14 protein-coding genes and 1 pseudogene are annotated in these 14,950 nt (G+C 70.8%); 8 read left to right on the top strand and 7 right to left on the bottom strand.

The genetic code is table 11. From position 1 onward, the window contains the following. Nucleotides 1-81 precede the first annotated feature (81 nt). Nucleotides 82-558, top strand: a complete 477-nt coding sequence (locus SLW56_RS13005) for a protease inhibitor I42 family protein (protein ID WP_320694956.1) — start codon at nt 82-84, stop codon at nt 556-558. 94 nt (nt 559-652) lie between these two features. Here the strand turns inward: SLW56_RS13005 and SLW56_RS13010 are convergent, their stop codons facing one another. After that, the gene (locus SLW56_RS13010) at nt 653-2,665 is read right to left on the bottom strand and encodes a bifunctional DedA family/phosphatase PAP2 family protein (RefSeq protein ID WP_017910496.1); all 2,013 of its coding nucleotides are present in this window, start codon (nt 2,663-2,665) and stop codon (nt 653-655) included. 329 nt (nt 2,666-2,994) lie between these two features. Here SLW56_RS13010 and SLW56_RS13015 point away from each other — a divergent pair, with 329 nt between their 5' ends. The 4 genes from SLW56_RS13015 (at nt 2,995) to SLW56_RS13030 (ending at nt 6,508) form a co-directional block, all read left to right on the top strand. Next, nucleotides 2,995-3,657, top strand: a complete 663-nt coding sequence (locus tag SLW56_RS13015) for a serine/threonine-protein kinase (RefSeq protein WP_267099643.1) — start codon at nt 2,995-2,997, stop codon at nt 3,655-3,657. 133 nt (nt 3,658-3,790) lie between these two features. After that, a complete protein-coding gene (locus SLW56_RS13020) occupies nt 3,791-4,606 on the top strand; it encodes an NAD(P)-dependent oxidoreductase (RefSeq protein WP_267084054.1) in 816 nt (271 codons plus the stop codon). Between the two features lie 201 nt (nt 4,607-4,807). Beyond that, a complete protein-coding gene (locus tag SLW56_RS13025; RefSeq protein ID WP_193312543.1) occupies nt 4,808-5,968 on the top strand; it encodes an ROK family transcriptional regulator in 1,161 nt (386 codons plus the stop codon). A 117-nt stretch (nt 5,969-6,085) separates the two neighbouring features. Next, on the top strand, nt 6,086-6,508 hold the full coding sequence (locus tag SLW56_RS13030) for a VOC family protein (RefSeq protein WP_242160544.1): 423 nt from the start codon (nt 6,086-6,088) through the stop codon (nt 6,506-6,508). Nucleotides 6,509-6,512: 4 nt separating this feature from the next. On the opposite strand, the gene SLW56_RS13035 is transcribed toward SLW56_RS13030, so the two are convergent. Further along, nucleotides 6,513-7,382: an ion transporter gene (locus SLW56_RS13035; protein ID WP_017913432.1), complete on the bottom strand. Its 870-nt coding sequence runs from the start codon at nt 7,380-7,382 to the stop codon at nt 6,513-6,515. A 321-nt stretch (nt 7,383-7,703) separates the two neighbouring features. Between SLW56_RS13035 and SLW56_RS13040 the strand changes: the two genes are divergently transcribed. After that, nucleotides 7,704-8,936 carry an acetylornithine transaminase gene (locus tag SLW56_RS13040; protein WP_320694957.1) on the top strand — a complete coding sequence of 411 codons (1,233 nt, stop codon included), beginning with the start codon at nt 7,704-7,706 and terminating at the stop codon, nt 8,934-8,936. A 9-nt stretch (nt 8,937-8,945) separates the two neighbouring features. Here the strand turns inward: SLW56_RS13040 and SLW56_RS13045 are convergent. After that, nucleotides 8,946-9,615: pseudogene (locus SLW56_RS13045) on the bottom strand (HAD-IA family hydrolase). A gap of 163 nt (nt 9,616-9,778) precedes the next feature. On the opposite strand from SLW56_RS13045, the gene azu reads away from it, so the two are divergent. Beyond that, the gene (azu, locus tag SLW56_RS13050) at nt 9,779-10,234 is read left to right on the top strand and encodes an azurin (RefSeq protein ID WP_017910448.1); all 456 of its coding nucleotides are present in this window, start codon (nt 9,779-9,781) and stop codon (nt 10,232-10,234) included. 73 nt (nt 10,235-10,307) lie between these two features. Here the strand turns inward: azu and hemL are convergent, their stop codons facing one another. Both hemL and thiE read right to left on the bottom strand, forming a co-directional pair. Next, nucleotides 10,308-11,600, bottom strand: a complete 1,293-nt coding sequence (hemL, locus tag SLW56_RS13055) for a glutamate-1-semialdehyde 2,1-aminomutase (RefSeq protein WP_320694958.1) — start codon at nt 11,598-11,600, stop codon at nt 10,308-10,310. A gap of 731 nt (nt 11,601-12,331) precedes the next feature. After that, a complete protein-coding gene (thiE, locus tag SLW56_RS13060; protein WP_152235830.1) occupies nt 12,332-12,955 on the bottom strand; it encodes a thiamine phosphate synthase in 624 nt (207 codons plus the stop codon). Nucleotides 12,956-12,969: 14 nt separating this feature from the next. Between thiE and SLW56_RS13065 the strand changes: the two genes are divergently transcribed. Next, nucleotides 12,970-13,215, top strand: a complete 246-nt coding sequence (locus SLW56_RS13065; RefSeq protein WP_223875626.1) for a rubredoxin — start codon at nt 12,970-12,972, stop codon at nt 13,213-13,215. A gap of 271 nt (nt 13,216-13,486) precedes the next feature. On the opposite strand, the gene SLW56_RS13070 is transcribed toward SLW56_RS13065, so the two are convergent. Beyond that, nucleotides 13,487-14,332, bottom strand: coding sequence for a SirB1 family protein (locus SLW56_RS13070; protein ID WP_026143558.1), 846 nt, complete (start codon nt 14,330-14,332; stop codon nt 13,487-13,489). Nucleotides 14,333-14,450: 118 nt separating this feature from the next. Next, nucleotides 14,451-14,903, bottom strand: coding sequence for a DUF192 domain-containing protein (locus tag SLW56_RS13075; RefSeq protein ID WP_152240006.1), 453 nt, complete (start codon nt 14,901-14,903; stop codon nt 14,451-14,453). Nucleotides 14,904-14,950 lie beyond the last annotated feature (47 nt).

Here is a 14,950-nt window from a genome sequence, read left to right on the forward strand (position 1 = left end):
CGGCGGCCGCGCCCGGCCGCCGGCAACGGCATCCCGCCCTGGCGGCCTGACGTCCTATCCACGCACGATCGAGGACTTCGTATGAAGCGTTCCTTCCTGCTGTTGTTGCTGTCCGCCGGCGGCTGTCCGAGCCTGCCCGCCATCGCCGCCGAGACGGCCCCCGCGCCCGCAGCCGCAGCCGGCCAGGCCGACTGCCCGCGCGGTTCCATCGCCCTGGTCACCGGCAATGCCGATCAGGTGTCGCCCAAGACCTGCCTGGCGCCGTCGATGAAGCCGTTCGCCCTGCAGCGCGGGCAACTGTTCGCTGTCACCCTCTCCGAAAACGGGTCGACCGGCAGTGCCTGGGCCTTGCGCAGCTTGCCCGCGCCGCTGGCGCTGCTCGACATCGAGCATGCACCCGGCACGGCCTGCGCCACCGGTCGCATGGGTTGCCCCAGCACTGTTACCTACACCTTCAAGGCCACCGATCACGGCAGCGGCGCGATCGAGCTCGTCTACTCGCGGCATTGGGAGGACCGTGCCACCGACTCGCGTTCGATCCGGGTCGAGGTGAAGTAGCCGCCATCGCCCGCCGCCGGCGCCTGCAGCGCAGCGCAGCGCCGGTGTGGCACCGATCGGTTCGAGAGGGATTGAGGCGTAACGCCGCCGCCGCTCAGGGCGACGGCGGCGCTTCGCCTTCGCTGCGTACCAGCAGCACCGGGATTTCGCTGCGGCGGTGCATGTCCTTGCGCGTGGGCAGCGCGTGCAGCGCCTCGGTCACCGCATTGAGCGCCGGATCGGCGCCGCGCAGCGGCCGCCACAACCCGATCAGGTTGAAGTGGCGCTCGTAGCGCAGGCTCTGCGCGCTGCCCAGCCACAGCGGCACGTTGCCCGGCTGCAGGCGCGCCGGCGCCGGCCACAGGCGCAGCGCGTACAGCTCGTCCGGATTCGGGCCGGGGCGCAGCATCAGCAGCGATTCGACCCGCGTGTCCAGCGTCGCCGGCAGCACCGGCACCTGCGCCGGCGTGGCCTTGTAGTCGAGCAACTGCAGCGCCTGCTGCCAGCCGGCCTGCGGCTGCACGCGCCAGCCGGCCGCTTCGAGCTGGCGCTGCAGCGGCGCCAGCGGCCCGGCCACCTGGATGTCCAACGGCCAGCGTTGGTCGTCGTCGAACTCGTTGCGCCGCGACGGCAGGGTGCGCCAGTCGTGCTGCCACCAGGCCGCGTCCGCCAGTTGCGTGACCTGCGGCGGCGGCGGTTCGAACTTGGCCAGCTTGCGTTCCAGCTGGCGCGGCGCGTACCACAGCGCGGCGATCGCGAAGCCGCCGTAGAACAGCCAGGCCAGCGGCTTCATCCAGAACCCGCGGTTGAAGCGGCGGCGGTAGGCGATGCCCAGCACCAGCAGCCAGAAGATGCCGAACAGCATGCCGCCGACCACGTCGCTGAGCCAGTGCGCGCCCAGGTACAGGCGGGCGAAGCCGATCAGGGTCACCACCGCGCCGGACAGCAGGTACGGCCACACCCGCGAGCGCCCGGGCAGCTCGCGCGCGATCAGTACCGCGAAGAAGCCGAAGCTGATGGTGGCCATGGTCACCGCCACCGAGGGGAAGCCGAAACCGCTGCTGGCCGCCGGCGGCCGCACCACGTGCACGGTGGTGCCGAGCAGCTTGGTCAGGGCCAGGCCGAACGCCAGCGCCGCCAGCCAGTGCGCCGCGGCCATCCAGCGCCGGCGCCAGGCCAGGTAGAGCAGGCCCAATGCGGTCGGCGGCAGCAGCACCTGCCAGTCGCCGAGCGAGGCCAGTGCGGTCATCGGATAGTCGGCCAGCGGGTTGCGCAGGGCCAGCATCAGGTCGTGCACGGCCAGGTCCAGGCGCAGCGGCTCGCCGTGCGCCACCACCACCATCAGCAGCGCGAACCAGCCCCAGCCCAGCGCCAGCAGCATCACCGCCAGCATCGCCAGCGGCACCGATTCGCGGCGCTGCGGGTCGAACACCGCGATCGAGTAGCGGCCCAGCACCGGGTGCCGGCGCGACCAGTCCAGGCCGCGCGCCAGCAGTGCGTCCATGTGCCCGGCCGACCAGCGGTAGCCGTACAGCACGATGGCCCACACCAGGCCCAGCGCCAGCGCCAGCAGGCCCAGCACCAGGAACAGGCGCCCGGCGACCGCGGCCACCGCGTCGTAGGCCTGGCCCAGCAGCCAGCCCGGTCCCAGGAACAGCAGCGACCAGGTCACCGCGGCCACGCTGCTTGGGAGCAGATAGCGCCGCAGCGGCATCTTCATCATGCCCGCCACTGCCGGCACGAACGGACGGATGGCGCCGACATAGCGCGCCACCAGGATGCTCTTGAAGGCATTGCGGCGAAACATCGCCTCGCCGCGGTCGAGCAACTGCGGATAGCGCTTGAACGGCCAGTAGTTGCGCAGCTGATGGCCCCAGCGATAGCCGACCCAGTAGCTGAGCGCATCGCCGATCAGCGCGCCGAGCGCGGCGCTGACCACCGCGTATGGGCCGGAGATCTGGCCCAGGCCGATCAGCACGCCGATCGCGAACAGCAGCGGCAGCGCCGGCACCAGGGTGCCGAGGATGATGACCGCATCGCAGAACGCGATGGCGAAAATGACCGCGCCGGCCAGGATGGGGTGTGCTGCGATCCACTCCAGCGTGGCATCGGTCCATGAGGCATTCATCGGGCAAGTATAGAGGGAGCACGATGACGGTCCGTTAGCGCCGGGGTGCCGTGTCGGGCGACCGGCCTTGCGCAACCGGGCCGCCCGGCAGACCTGGTCTGCCGTCGGGCGCGTCGTTGTCGCCGTCCCGTGCCGGGGATGGCAGCGCCGCCGCGCCGAAGCCGGTGCGTGACGCCGTCGCTTCGCAGGGCGGCGGCGTCACGCACGCGCGGCGTGCGGTGGCGCCTGGCACGACGCCCAGGTGAGCAGCACCGGACCAGGTGCCTGCCTGGAGTGACGGGCGACCGTGCAGACCCGTCAAACCGCGTCGCACGCTCTACACTGGCCGGATGCCTGCCCCCGCTTCCCGCACCGTCCAGATCCTCAAGGCCGACAGCTTCGGCCGCATCCTGCTGCTGGGCGAGGGCGAGGCGCGCTTCGTCCGCCGCGACCTCACCGCCTCGCCGTGGTGGCTGCGGCTGCCCGCATGGTGGCTGGCGCGGCGCGAGGCGCTCGCCTTGCGGCAGCTGGACGGCATGGCGGCGACGCCGCAGCTGCGCGGCTGGGACGGCACCTTCCTGGATCGCAGTTATCTGGACGGCGCGGCGATGTACCAGCGGCCGCCGCGCGGCGACCTGGCCTATTTCCGCGCTGCGCGGCGCCTGCTGCAGCAGGTGCATCGGCGCGGGGTGGCGCACAACGACCTGGCAAAGGAGGCCAACTGGCTGGTGCTGGCCGACGGCAGCCCGGCGCTGATCGATTTCCAGCTGGCCGTGCGCGGCGCGCCGCGTTCGCGCTGGATGCGCCTGCTGGCGCGTGAAGACCTGCGCCATCTGCTCAAGCACAAGCGCATGTACTGCGCGCACGCGCTGACCCCGGTCGAGCGGCGCCTGCTCAAGCGCCATTCCTGGGTGCGCGAACTGTGGTTCGCCAGCGGCAAGCCGGTCTATCGCTTCGTCACCCGGCGCCTGCTCAAGTGGGAAGACAACGAGGGGCAGGGGCCGAAGCCCTGAAAGGCCGGGAGTGGGGAATGGAGAATGGGGAATGGAAAAAGCGGACCGCGCGCGCGTCTGGTCTCACGGGTACGCAGCGATAAGGCGCTAAGCTTTTCCCATTCCCGATTCCCCATTCTCCATTCCCACTCCAATGACCCTCAAAGGTAAAACGCTCCTAATCACCGGCGCCTCGCGCGGCATCGGGCTGGCGATCGCGCTGCGGGCGGCGCGCGATGGCGCCAATGTGGCGATCGCAGCGAAGTCGGCGGTGCCCAATCCCAAGCTGCCCGGCACCATCCACACCGCCGCGGCGGCGGTGGAGGCGGCCGGTGGGCGCGCGCTGGCGCTGAAGTGCGACATCCGCGAGGAGGAGCAGGTGCGTGCGGCGGTGGCGGCGACGGTGGAGGCCTTCGGCGGCATCGATATCCTGGTCAACAACGCCAGCGCGATCTGGCTGCGCGGTGCGCTGGACACGCCGATGAAGCGCTTCGACCTGATGCAGCAGGTCAACGCGCGCGGCAGTTTCCTGTGCGCGCAGGCCTGCCTGCCGCACCTGCTGCGCAGCGCCAATCCGCACATCCTGACCCTGGCGCCGCCGCCGTCGCTGGACCCGAAGTGGTGGGCGCCGCATACCGGCTACACGCTGGCGAAGATGGGCATGAGCTTCGTCACCCTCGGCCTGGCCGGCGAGTTCGGCCCGCAGGGCGTTGCCGTCAATGCGCTGTGGCCGCGCACGTTGATCGCCACCGAGGCGCTGAACATGATCCCTGGCGTCGAGGCCGGCAACGGCCGCCGCCCGGAGATCATGGCCGACGCCGCGCACGCCGTGCTGACCCGGCCGGCGGCCGGTTTCTATGGCCAGTTCCTGATCGACGACGCGGTGCTGGCCGAGGCGGGCGTGCACGACCTGTCCCGCTACGCGCTGGATCCGTCGCAGCCGCTGCTGCCGGATCTGTTCCTGGACTGAGACCCGGCGTGGCCGTGGTGCCGGGTGTGCCGCGGCCGCGCGTTGCGGGCGTTGCGGGCGTTGCGAGGCCATGATCGCAACGCGCCGGCTACGCGCGGCGACGCGTTGCAAAAACGCTCTGTTCCATCCGATCGCGTTCGCTGCCGCGATGACCACGCGCGGCGCGGCTATGCTGCCCGGGTCTTGATGCCACCGCCGCCCATGCCCGCTCCAGTCGCCGTCGCCCTGCCGCGTCTTCCCGAGTCCCGCCACGCCATCCACGCCGATCTCAGCGACAACGAGCGGCACATGCTCGATCGCCTGCGCCTGGCCGGCACCGCCACCCGCGCCGATCTCAGCCGCAGCACCGGGCTGACCGTGCAGTCGGCGGTGCGCCTGGTCGACGCGCTGGCCGAGCGCGGCCTGGTCGCGATCGGTGCCTCGCTGGCGCACGCGGGCCGCGGCAAGCCGGGCGCGGGCATCGCGCTCAATCCCGGCTACGGCCATACCGTCGGCTATGCGATCGCGACCGATGCGCTGTCGCTGGCATTGCTGGATTTCAGCGGGCAGATCCGCGGCACCGCCGAACATGCGCTGCGCTCGACCGAGCCGGCCGCACTGCTGGCGCAACTGCGCGAGGCCGATGCGGCGCTGACCGCGGCGGCCGGCGCCGGGCTGGGTCCGCGCCTGGGCGCGGGGGTGGCGATGACCGGCTTCTTCGTCGAGGACGGTGTGCACATGAATCCGCCCGAGCCGCTGCGCGCGCTGGGCGAGCTGTCGATCGGCGACTGGCTGGCCGAGGCGCTGGGCCTGCCGGTGTGGGTGGACAACGACGGCACGGTGGCGGCGGCGGGCGAGAGCCTGCTCGGCATCGGCCGCCAATACCGCGACTTCGCCTATCTGCACTTCAATTACGGCCTGGGCGGTGGCGTGGTGATCGACGGCACCTGCCTGCGCGGCGCGCACGGCAACGCCGGCGAATTCGCCGGCATGCTGCCGCAGCAGGGGCTGGAGCGCGGCACGCTGGAACTGTTGCGGCAACTGCTGGCCGAGGACGGCATCGCGCTGCCCGACATCCGCGCGCTGCTGGCCGCCTACGATCCGGCGTGGCCCGCGATCGAGCGCTGGATCGCGCGGGTGGCGCCGGGCCTGTCGCTGATCGTGTCGGCGATCGTGGCGATCTTCGATCCGCAGGCGGTGGTGTTCGGTGGGCGCATGCCGCGCGAGCTGGCGACGCGGCTGATTCCGCACGTGCGCATCGACAACCAGCCGCGCCGCGGCCAGGCGCGGCCGTTGCCGCGGCTGCTGCCGGCCGCCGCCACCGCCGATGCCAGCGCGGTGGGCGCGGCGGCGCTGCCGTTGAAGGCCTGCTATTTCCGCTGAACCGGTCCCGCCGCGGCGTCGCCATGCCTGCACGCCGCCGGCGCTACCCTATGCGCCCTTTCCGCGCGCCATTGCGGTACGGCACGCGTCCCATCCCCCACCCTCGGAGTTGTCACGATGAAATACCTGCACGCCATGATCCGCGTCCACGACCTGGAGAAGACCAGCAAGTTCTTCACCGAAGGCCTGGGCCTGCACGAAACCCGCCGCATCGAGAACGAAGCCGGCAAGTTCACCCTGGTGTACTTCGGCGCGCCGGAGAACCCGGAAGCCGAGGTCGAACTGACCTACAACTGGGGCTCGGACGAGGACTACGGCAGCGCCCGCAACTTCGGCCACCTGGCCTTCGAGGTCGACGACATCTACGCCCTCTGCGCGCACCTGCAGTCGCTCGGCGTGACCATCAACCGTCCGCCGCGCGACGGGCGCATGGCCTTCGTGCGCAGCCCGGACCTGATCTCGATCGAGCTGCTGCAGAAGGGCGAGGCGCTGGCGCCGGCCGAGCCGTGGGCGTCGATGCCGAACACGGGCGTCTGGTAAGGGCTCAGGGCACCGTCTCGGGCAACGCCTGGCCGCAGCCCCGGCAATAGCCGGCGTTGCGGTCGTGGCCGTGCAGGCCGCAGTGCGCGCAGGTGCGTCGATCCGGCGCGCGGCTGCGGTCGGCATCGCGCAGGCTGTTGGCCAGTTCGGCGGTGTAGATGCCGGTGGGCACGGCGATGATGCTGTAGCCGATCAGGATCAGCACCGAGGTGATGGCGCGGCCCAGCGGGGTGAGCGGGGCGATGTCGCCGAAGCCGACCGTGGCCATCGTCACCACCGCCCAGTACATCGCGGTGGGGATGCTGGTGAAGCCGTTGGCCGGGCCTTCGACCACGTACATCAGCGCGCCGAAGATCACCACCAGGGTGATCACCGTGAACAGGAACACGAACACCTTGCGCCGGCTGCGCCACAACGCATCGACCAGCAGGCTGCTTTCCTCGACGTAGCGGGTCAGCTTGAGGATGCGGAACAGCCGCAGCACCCGCAGCACGCGTACCACCAGCAGCGTCTGCGCGCCGGGCAGCAGAAACGAGATGTAGGTGGGCAGGATCGACAACAGGTCGATCACGCCCCAGAAGCTCAGCGCGTAGCGCAGCGGCCGCTGCACCGTGGCCAGGCGCAAGGCGTACTCGGCGGTGAACAGCACGGTGAAGCCCCACTCCAGCACGTACAGCGCGCCGGCGTAACGGCTGTGCAGCGCCGGCACGCTGTCGACCAGGATCACCGCGACGCTGGCCAGGATCGCCGCGACCAGCAACAGGTCGAAGTTGCGCGAAGGCGTGGTGTCGTGCCGATAGATGATGTCGAACCAGCGGCGCCGCCAGCCGTGCTCGGTCGCCGGGGCGAGCGGGGAATCGAGGAAAAATCGCATGCGCCCATGCTACCCGAGCCGCCTTGCGGTCGCGGGCGCGCGCGCCGCGGCAGGCGGCGTCCTGATCGGATGCGACGCGGCTGCCGGAGAGCCCCCTGTGGGAGGGGCTTCCGCCCCGACGCCGTCGCGCTGACGCATCGGGACTGAAGTCCCTACCACATGTCGAGCAACGGCCTGGCGGGGTTGCTGCGGCACGCGCGCGGGCGGCGGCGGTGTGGCACAGCAGCCTGCCGCCCCGTCGGTCCAGGCGGCGGCCGGCAGTCCCCGGCCGAGCGCTGCCGGCGGTCTTATAATCGGCGCTTTCCCCGCAGGACTGCCTCGATGACCGCTTCTTCCGCCGCGGAGCTGATCGCCCTCGGCCAACGCTACGCGCTGCCGATCTACCGTCCGCGCCAACTGGTGCTGGAGCGCGGCCAGGGCGCGCGGGTGTGGGACAGCGAGGGACGCGACTACATCGACCTGTCCGCCGGCATCGCCGTGTGCGGGCTCGGCCACAACGATCCGGACCTGCAGGCGGCGCTGCTCGAACAGGCCGGCAAGCTGTGGCACACCAGCAACGTGTTCTACAGCGAGCCGCCGCTGCGCCTGGTCGAGGAACTGGTGGTGGCCTCGCGCTTCGCGGAGAAGGCGTATCTGTGCAATTCCGGCGCCGAGGCCAACGAGGCGGCGATCAAGCTGGTGCGCAAGTGGGCCACCGCCCAGGGCCGTCCGCCGCAGCGGCGGGTGATCGTCACCTTCCGCGGCAGCTTCCACGGCCGCACCCTGGCCGCGGTGACCGCCACCGCGCAGCCCAAGTACCAGGAAGGCTACGAGCCGCTGCCCGGCGGTTTCCGCTACGTCGACTTCAACGACATCGTGCAACTGGAAACGGCGATGGCCGCTGGCGACGTGGCCGCGGTGATGCTGGAGCCGGTGCAGGGCGAGGGCGGGGTGATGCCGGCGGCGCCGGGCTTCCTGGCGCAGGTGCGGGCCCTGTGCGACCACCACGGCGCGCTGCTGGTGCTGGACGAGATCCAGTGCGGCATGGGCCGCACCGGCACCCTGTTCGCGCACTGGCAGGACCAGGTCGTCCCCGACATCGTGACCCTGGCCAAGGCGCTGGGCGGCGGCTTCCCGATCGGCGCGCTGCTGGCCGGGCCGAAGGTGGCCGAGACCATGCAGTTCGGCGCGCACGGCACCACCTTCGGCGGCAACCCGCTGGCCGCGGCGGTGGCGCGGGTGGCGCTGCGCAAGCTGGCCTCGACGGCGATCGCCGCCAACGTGTCGCGGCAATCGGCGGCGCTGCGTGCCGGCCTGGCGGCGCTCAACGACGAGTTCGCGTTGTTCTCGCAGGTTCGCGGCCGCGGGCTGATGCTGGGTGCGGTGCTGGCGCCGGCGCATGCCGGACAGGCCGGCGCCATCCTCGACCACGCCGCCGCGCATGGTTTGCTGACCCTGCAGGCGGGCCCGGACGTGCTGCGCTTCGTGCCCGCGCTCAACCTCACCGATGCCGAACTGAGCGAAGGCCTGGCGCGCTTGCGCAGCGCGCTGCGCGCCTACCTCGCCGCGCGCTGAGCCGGCGACTCAGCCCAGGCCGTGCCGCGCCAGCGCGCGGCGCAGGGCGCGCGCGCCGCTGGCGGTTTCCGCGGCCATGCCGATCGCGCGGGCGCCGCGCACGTTGACGAACAGGTCGTCGATGAACAGCGCCTGCCGCGGGGCAACATCGAAGTGCGCCAGCGCGTGCCGATACACCGCCGCGTCCGGCTTGCGCCCGCCCAGGCTGCCGCTGCACAGCACGCGCCCGTGCAGCAGCGGAAACAGCGCGGGCACGATCTGCGGCATCGCCTGCGCCATCAGCGCACCGTTGTTGGTCAGCACGCCGATGGCCAGGCGCTCGGCCAGTGCCAGCACCTGCGCGACCGCACCGGCGTCGGCGCGGCTGGCCGCCACCCGCGCGGCGATCCACGCGTCCGCGTCCACGACGGCGCCCAGGCCCGCGCTCAATCGCTGCAGGTAGGCGGCGGTGTCGAGTTCGCCGCCGTCGTAGGCGGTCTCCAGTCCGGAACCGAACAGGACCTCGCGGACCTGTGCGGCCTCGCAGCTGTAGTGCGCGGCCAGCGTGGCGATGCGGTCGGCACGCGTGTAGCGCGCCAGCACGCCGTCGAAATCGAGCAGCAGCAGCGCCGGCCGCGCGCGGGTCATTGCGGACATGAGGAGGCCTGGGTGAGTGGCGGCTGGCGTGGCGCGGGAGCAGCGAAGCTCACGCCGCTCTGCGGGGTCGCCGCCGCGTGCCGATGATGCAATGCGCCATCGCTTCTCGTTGACAAGCCATCGCGGGCCGGCGGACAGTCGGGGCACGCCGCCACGCGCGCGACCTGCCGTGGCGCAGTGTTGTCTTTCTTGCCGAGGAACCCGCCTTGAACACCAAGTTTCCATCCCTGCTGCTCGTCCTTGCCGGCCTCGCGTTCGCGCCTGCCGCCTGGGCCAAGACCTGCGCGGTGACCATCACCGGCACCGACCAGATGTCCTACGACCAGACCCAGATCAAGGTCGCGGCCGATTGCACCGAGGTGGCGGTGACGCTCAAGCACAGCGGCAAGCTCGCCGCCGCGGTGATGGGCCACAACTGGGTGCTGACCAAGACCCCGGATTTCCAGGCGGTGGCCAATGCCGGCACCAGTTCCAGCCTGGCCGACAACTACCTGCCCAAGAACGATCCGCGGATCATCGCCCACACCAAGGTGATCGGCGCCGGGCAGTCGGACACGGTCAAGTTCTCCACCGCCAAGCTCAGCAAGGGCGGGGACTACACCTTCTTCTGCTCGTTCCCGGGACACTGGGCGGTGATGAAGGGCAAGTTCGTGTTCGGTTGATCCAGCGCAGCGGCGCGGCGCCGGCCATCGGCGCCGCGCGTTGTCGTCATGCCAGGGTCGTGGCACCGGCATCTCAGCCGGCGGCGACCACCGCGAACGCCTCGCGCGCCGCGGCCAGGGTGGCCTCCAGCACGTCCTGGTCGTGCGCACTGGAGACGAAGCCGGCCTCGTAGGCCGACGGCGCCAGGAACACACCGCGCTCCAGCATCGCGTGGAAGAAGCGGTTGAACGCGGCGGTGTCGCAGGCAGTGGCCTGCGCATAGGTCTCCACCTTCTCGGTGGTGAAGAACAGCCCGAACATCGCGCCGACCTGGTTGGTGGTGACCGCCACGCCGGCCGCCGCCGCAGCGGCTTCCAGGCCGGCGCACAGCTGCGCGGTGGCCGCGTCCAGGCGCTGGTGGAAGCCCGGTTCCTGGATCAGTTCCAGCATCGCCAGCCCGGCGGCCATCGCCACCGGATTGCCGCTGAGCGTGCCGGCCTGGTAGATCGGCCCGGACGGCGCCACCTGCCGCATCAGCTCGGCGCGCCCGCCATAGGCGCCCACCGGCATGCCGCCACCGATGATCTTGCCGAAGGTGGTCAGGTCCGGCGTGACTCCGTAGTGCGCCTGCGCGCCGCCCAGGGCGACGCGGAACCCGGTCATCACCTCGTCGAAGATCAGCAGCGCGCCGTGCTGCGTGCACAGGTCGCGCAGGTGCTGCAGATAGCCCGGACGCGGCGGGATGCAGTTGGCGTTGCCGACCACGGGCTCGATGATGACCGCGGCGATCTCATGGCCGATCTCCTCGAACAGCGCAGTAGCGCCCTCGGCATCGTTGTAGGCCAGGGTGGCGGTGAGTTCGCTCAGGCCGGCCGGCACGCCCGGCGAGGTCGGCACGCCCAGGGTCAGCATGCCGCTGCCGGCCTTGACCAGGAACGAATCGCCGTGGCCGTGGTAGCAGCCTTCGAACTTGACGATGCGGTTGCGCCCGGTGGCGCCACGCGCCAGCCGCACCGCCGACAGCGTGGCTTCGGTGCCGGAGTTGACCATGCGCACCATCTCGCAGGACGGCACCAGCCGGGTGATGGTCTGCGCCATCGTCACCTCGGCCGGGCACGGCGCGCCGAACGACAGCCCATCGCCGATCGCGCGCTGCACCGCCTCGCGCACCGCCGGGTGGTTGTGCCCGGCGATCATCGGCCCCCACGAGCCCACGTAGTCGATGTAGCGGTGGCCGTCGACGTCGTACAGGTACGGGCCATCGGCGCGCTGCACGAAGAACGGCTCGCCGCCCACCGACTTGAAGGCGCGCACCGGCGAATTGACGCCGCCGGGAATCAGCGACTGCGCTTGGGCGAACAGGGCATGCGAGCGGGAATGGGACATGAGCGGAAATCCTTGGCGATGCTGGCCAGGCCGACCGGCCGGGCGCGGAGCGAGGCCGTCTATTGTCGCGGCTGCCGCCGGTGTACGCCATGTCGTCGATCCTGCCGCAGCCGGCGCCGCGCAGTGATAAGCCCCTCTCCCATCGGGAGAGGGGTTGGGGTGAGGGTCCGGTGCGAAGCGACGCGCGATGTTTGGGTGCATGAGGCTTCGCCCGTACCCTCATCCGCCCCTGCGGGGCACCTTTCCCCGAAAAGGGGGCCATGGTCCCGGAGGGAGAAGGAAGAGGCCAAAGCCCCTCTCCCATCGGGAGAGGGGTTGGGGTGAGGGTCCGGCGCGAAGCGACGCGCGATGTTTGGGTGCATGAGGCTGCGCCCGTACCCTCATCCGGCCCTTCGGGCCACCTTCTCCCGGCGGGAGAAGGGAGCGGCTAGCCCCTCTCCCTCCGGGAGAGGGGTTGGGGTGAGGGTCCGGCGCGCAGCGACGCGCGGTGTTTGGGTGCATGAGGCTGCGCCCGTACCCTCATCCGCCCCTTCGGGGCACCTTCTCCCGATGGGAGAAGGGAGCGGCTAGCCCCTCTCCCACCGGGAGAGGGGTTGGGGTGAGGGTCCGGCGCGCAGCGACGCGCGATGTTTGGGTGTACGAGGCTGCGCTCGCACCCTCATCCGCCCCTTCGGGGCACCTTCCCCCGAAAAGGGGGCCATGGTCCCGAGGGGAGAAGGGAAGCGCTAGCCTCAGTCGAAACACGCCCTGTACGCGGCCAGCGCCGCGCGCGGATCGGGCGCATCGAACACGCCGCTGATCACCGCCAGCAGATCGGCACCGGCCGCCGCCAGCGGACGCGCGTTGTCCGGCGTGAGGCCGCCGATCGCCACGCGCGGCAGGCCCAGCGCTGCCGCATTGCGCAGCAGGTCAGGCGTGGCGCGGCGCGTGGTGACCTTGCTGCGGGTGGGGAAGAAGGCGCCGAAGGCGACATAGCTGGCGCCAGCCGCCGCGGCGTTGCGGGCCAGGGTCAGATCGTCGTAACAGGAGGCGCCGATCAATGCCTGCGGCCCGAGCGCGGCGCGCGCGGCGGCCAGATCGCCGTCGTCCTCGCCCAGGTGCACGCCGGCCGCGCCCACCGCCTGCGCCAGCGCGACGTCGTCGTTGACGATCAGCGGCACGCCGGCCTGTGCGCACAGCGTTTGCAGCGCCGCGGCCTGCTCGCGCCGTTGCGCCGCGTCGGCGCGCTTGTTGCGGTATTGCAGCCAGGTCACGCCCTGGTCCAGCAGCGGCGCCACCCGTGCCAGCAGACGCGCGCCGTCGGCCTCGTCGGGGGTGATCAGGTACACGCCGCGCGGCGCCGGGGATGCGTTCATGGCCAAGCCTTCCGATGCGTCGGCGGCGATGGGACAATGCCGTTCCGACTGTGACCTGCGATTATCCAATGAGCGACGCCAGCGCCACCACCTATCGCACCTGGATGTGCGTCGTCTGCGGGTTCATCTACAACGAGGCCGACGGCCTGCCGGAAGAAGGCATCGCCCCCGGCACCCGCTGGGACGACGTGCCCGACACCTGGACCTGCCCGGACTGCGGCGTGACCAAGGACGATTTCGAGATGGTGGAGATGGATTGACGGCTGGGATTGGAGAATGGGGAATCGGGAGTGGGACAGCGACTCCCGTGCCTTGTAGGCTTCACGCGACGGCCAGTTCAGGGCTGGCAGGCAGACATCGCGAGGCCGGGTTGTCGGATCGCAAGGCCGATACTCGGGAGAGCCGCATGTCCGCCGACGTTCGATGATCGATTCGGTCGGTTATCCATGACGGCTTGATCAGGTCAGCAACCTCTGAGCCTCAGGGCATGCGCTTTTCCCATTCCCGATTCCCCTCTCCCCATTCCCAGCGTCAATGCATCCGCTGCGCGCGCGCGCTCAGTTCCACCAGGCGCTCGCGGATCGGCAAGGCGTCGGAGGCTTCGGGGTTCAATTGCAGATAGCGGCCCAGGTCGCGCCGTGCGCCGGGGACGTAATCCATCTGCAGGTAGGCCATGCCGCGGTCGCGCAGGGCTTCGGGCTGGTCGGGCATCAGCTTGAGCACGCGGTCGGCGCTGCGTGCGGCGCGGTCCCACTCGTCGCGTTCGGCATACAGGCCATGCAGGTTGCGCAGGACCCGGGCAAGGATCGCGCGGTGCGGCGCCGGGTCCAGGATCTGCAGCAGCGCGCGGTCGTCCGGGCTTTCGCCGCCCATGTGCGGCCGCGCGCGCTCGCGCAGTTCCTCCACCGCCAGCGGGCGCCCGCCGTTGAACGGGTCCATCACCAGCAGGCCGTCGTCCACCGGCAGGCGCACCAGGAAATGCCCCGGGAAGGACACGCCGTCGAGCGGGATGTCCAGGCGCCGCGCCACGTCCATCTGCACCAGCGCCAGCGAGATCGGGTTGCCCAGGCGCCGCTCGAACACCTGGTTCATGTAGCTGTTGCGCGGGTCGTAATACTCGTCGTGGTTGCCGCTATAGCCCAGTTCTTCGAACAGGTGGCGATTGATCGCCGCCATCTTCAGCGGCCACTGCTCGATCATCGCCACCTCGTGCCGCAGGTGGTCGGCATGACTCTGCGCCAGGGTGTCGTAATGGGCGGCATCCAGCTCCGGATACTCGTCGCGGGCGATCAGCAGGGCGGTCGCCAGCAGCGGCAGGGCATCGTCATCTAGTGCGGCCAGGGTATTCCAGCTCGGCAATGTCAATGGGGCGGCCATGGCCCAAGACTGGCGGCAAAGCCGGGTCCGATCAAGTCCGGCCGTTCCCGACAGCGGTGTCGGGTTCAGCGCCGTGGTCGCGGGGCCTTTTCCCGACGCCGCCGGCACCGTTGACGGATCAGTGGCCCTGCGGAATTCCCGGGCCGAAACGCAGTTCGGTGCCGTCCTGCAGCTTCAACTGCTCGGCCTGGCCGGCGTTGAGTTCGAGCACGTAGCGCGCCGGCGCGTTGCTCGGGTAGGGCGGGCAGGCGTCGCCGGCCGAGCACGGCGGCACGTCGCGCTGCTGCGCCACCAGCTTGCGCTGGTTGTCGAAGTACAGGATGTCCAGCGGGATCTTGGTGTTCTTCATCCAGTACGCCTGCGGTTCCTCGCGGTCGTGGATGAACAGCATGCCGTGGTCGGCTTCCATCTGGTCGCGGAACATCAGCCCGCGCGCGCGCGTTGCATCGTTCTGCGCCAGTTCCACTTCGTAGCGATGTCCGCCCAGTTCCACCCAATGGTCGCCACCGGCGCTGGCGCAACCGCTGAGGGCAAGCAGGAGAAGGACGCAGAGCGCGCGGAAGAGGGACATGGGCGGACCAGGGCAGGGAGGACAGCGCGCACCTTGTTGCATGGTGC

The sequence above is a fragment of the Xanthomonas sp. LF07-6 genome (assembly GCF_034105445.1).
Taxonomy (GTDB): Bacteria; Pseudomonadota; Gammaproteobacteria; order Xanthomonadales; family Xanthomonadaceae; genus Xanthomonas_A; species Xanthomonas_A sontii.

Bases quoted from the DNA above. Each gene is read 5' to 3' on its own strand.
- SLW56_RS13035 (WP_017913432.1), bottom strand. From the start codon at position 7,382: ATGCGATTTTTCCTCGATTCCCCGCTCGCCCCGGCGACCGAGCACGGC.
- SLW56_RS13065 (WP_223875626.1), top strand. From the start codon at position 12,970: ATGCGTCGGCGGCGATGGGACAATGCCGTTCCGACTGTGACCTGCGAT.
- SLW56_RS13015 (WP_267099643.1), top strand. From the start codon at position 2,995: ATGCCTGCCCCCGCTTCCCGCACCGTCCAGATCCTCAAGGCCGACAGC.
- hemL (WP_320694958.1), bottom strand. From the start codon at position 11,600: ATGTCCCATTCCCGCTCGCATGCCCTGTTCGCCCAAGCGCAGTCGCTG.
- SLW56_RS13005 (WP_320694956.1), top strand. From the start codon at position 82: ATGAAGCGTTCCTTCCTGCTGTTGTTGCTGTCCGCCGGCGGCTGTCCG.
- thiE (WP_152235830.1), bottom strand. From the start codon at position 12,955: ATGAACGCATCCCCGGCGCCGCGCGGCGTGTACCTGATCACCCCCGAC.
- SLW56_RS13030 (WP_242160544.1), top strand. From the start codon at position 6,086: ATGAAATACCTGCACGCCATGATCCGCGTCCACGACCTGGAGAAGACC.
- SLW56_RS13075 (WP_152240006.1), bottom strand. From the start codon at position 14,903: ATGTCCCTCTTCCGCGCGCTCTGCGTCCTTCTCCTGCTTGCCCTCAGC.
- SLW56_RS13010 (WP_017910496.1), bottom strand. From the start codon at position 2,665: ATGAATGCCTCATGGACCGATGCCACGCTGGAGTGGATCGCAGCACAC.
- SLW56_RS13070 (WP_026143558.1), bottom strand. From the start codon at position 14,332: ATGGCCGCCCCATTGACATTGCCGAGCTGGAATACCCTGGCCGCACTA.
- SLW56_RS13025 (WP_193312543.1), top strand. From the start codon at position 4,808: ATGCCCGCTCCAGTCGCCGTCGCCCTGCCGCGTCTTCCCGAGTCCCGC.
- SLW56_RS13020 (WP_267084054.1), top strand. From the start codon at position 3,791: ATGACCCTCAAAGGTAAAACGCTCCTAATCACCGGCGCCTCGCGCGGC.
- SLW56_RS13040 (WP_320694957.1), top strand. From the start codon at position 7,704: ATGACCGCTTCTTCCGCCGCGGAGCTGATCGCCCTCGGCCAACGCTAC.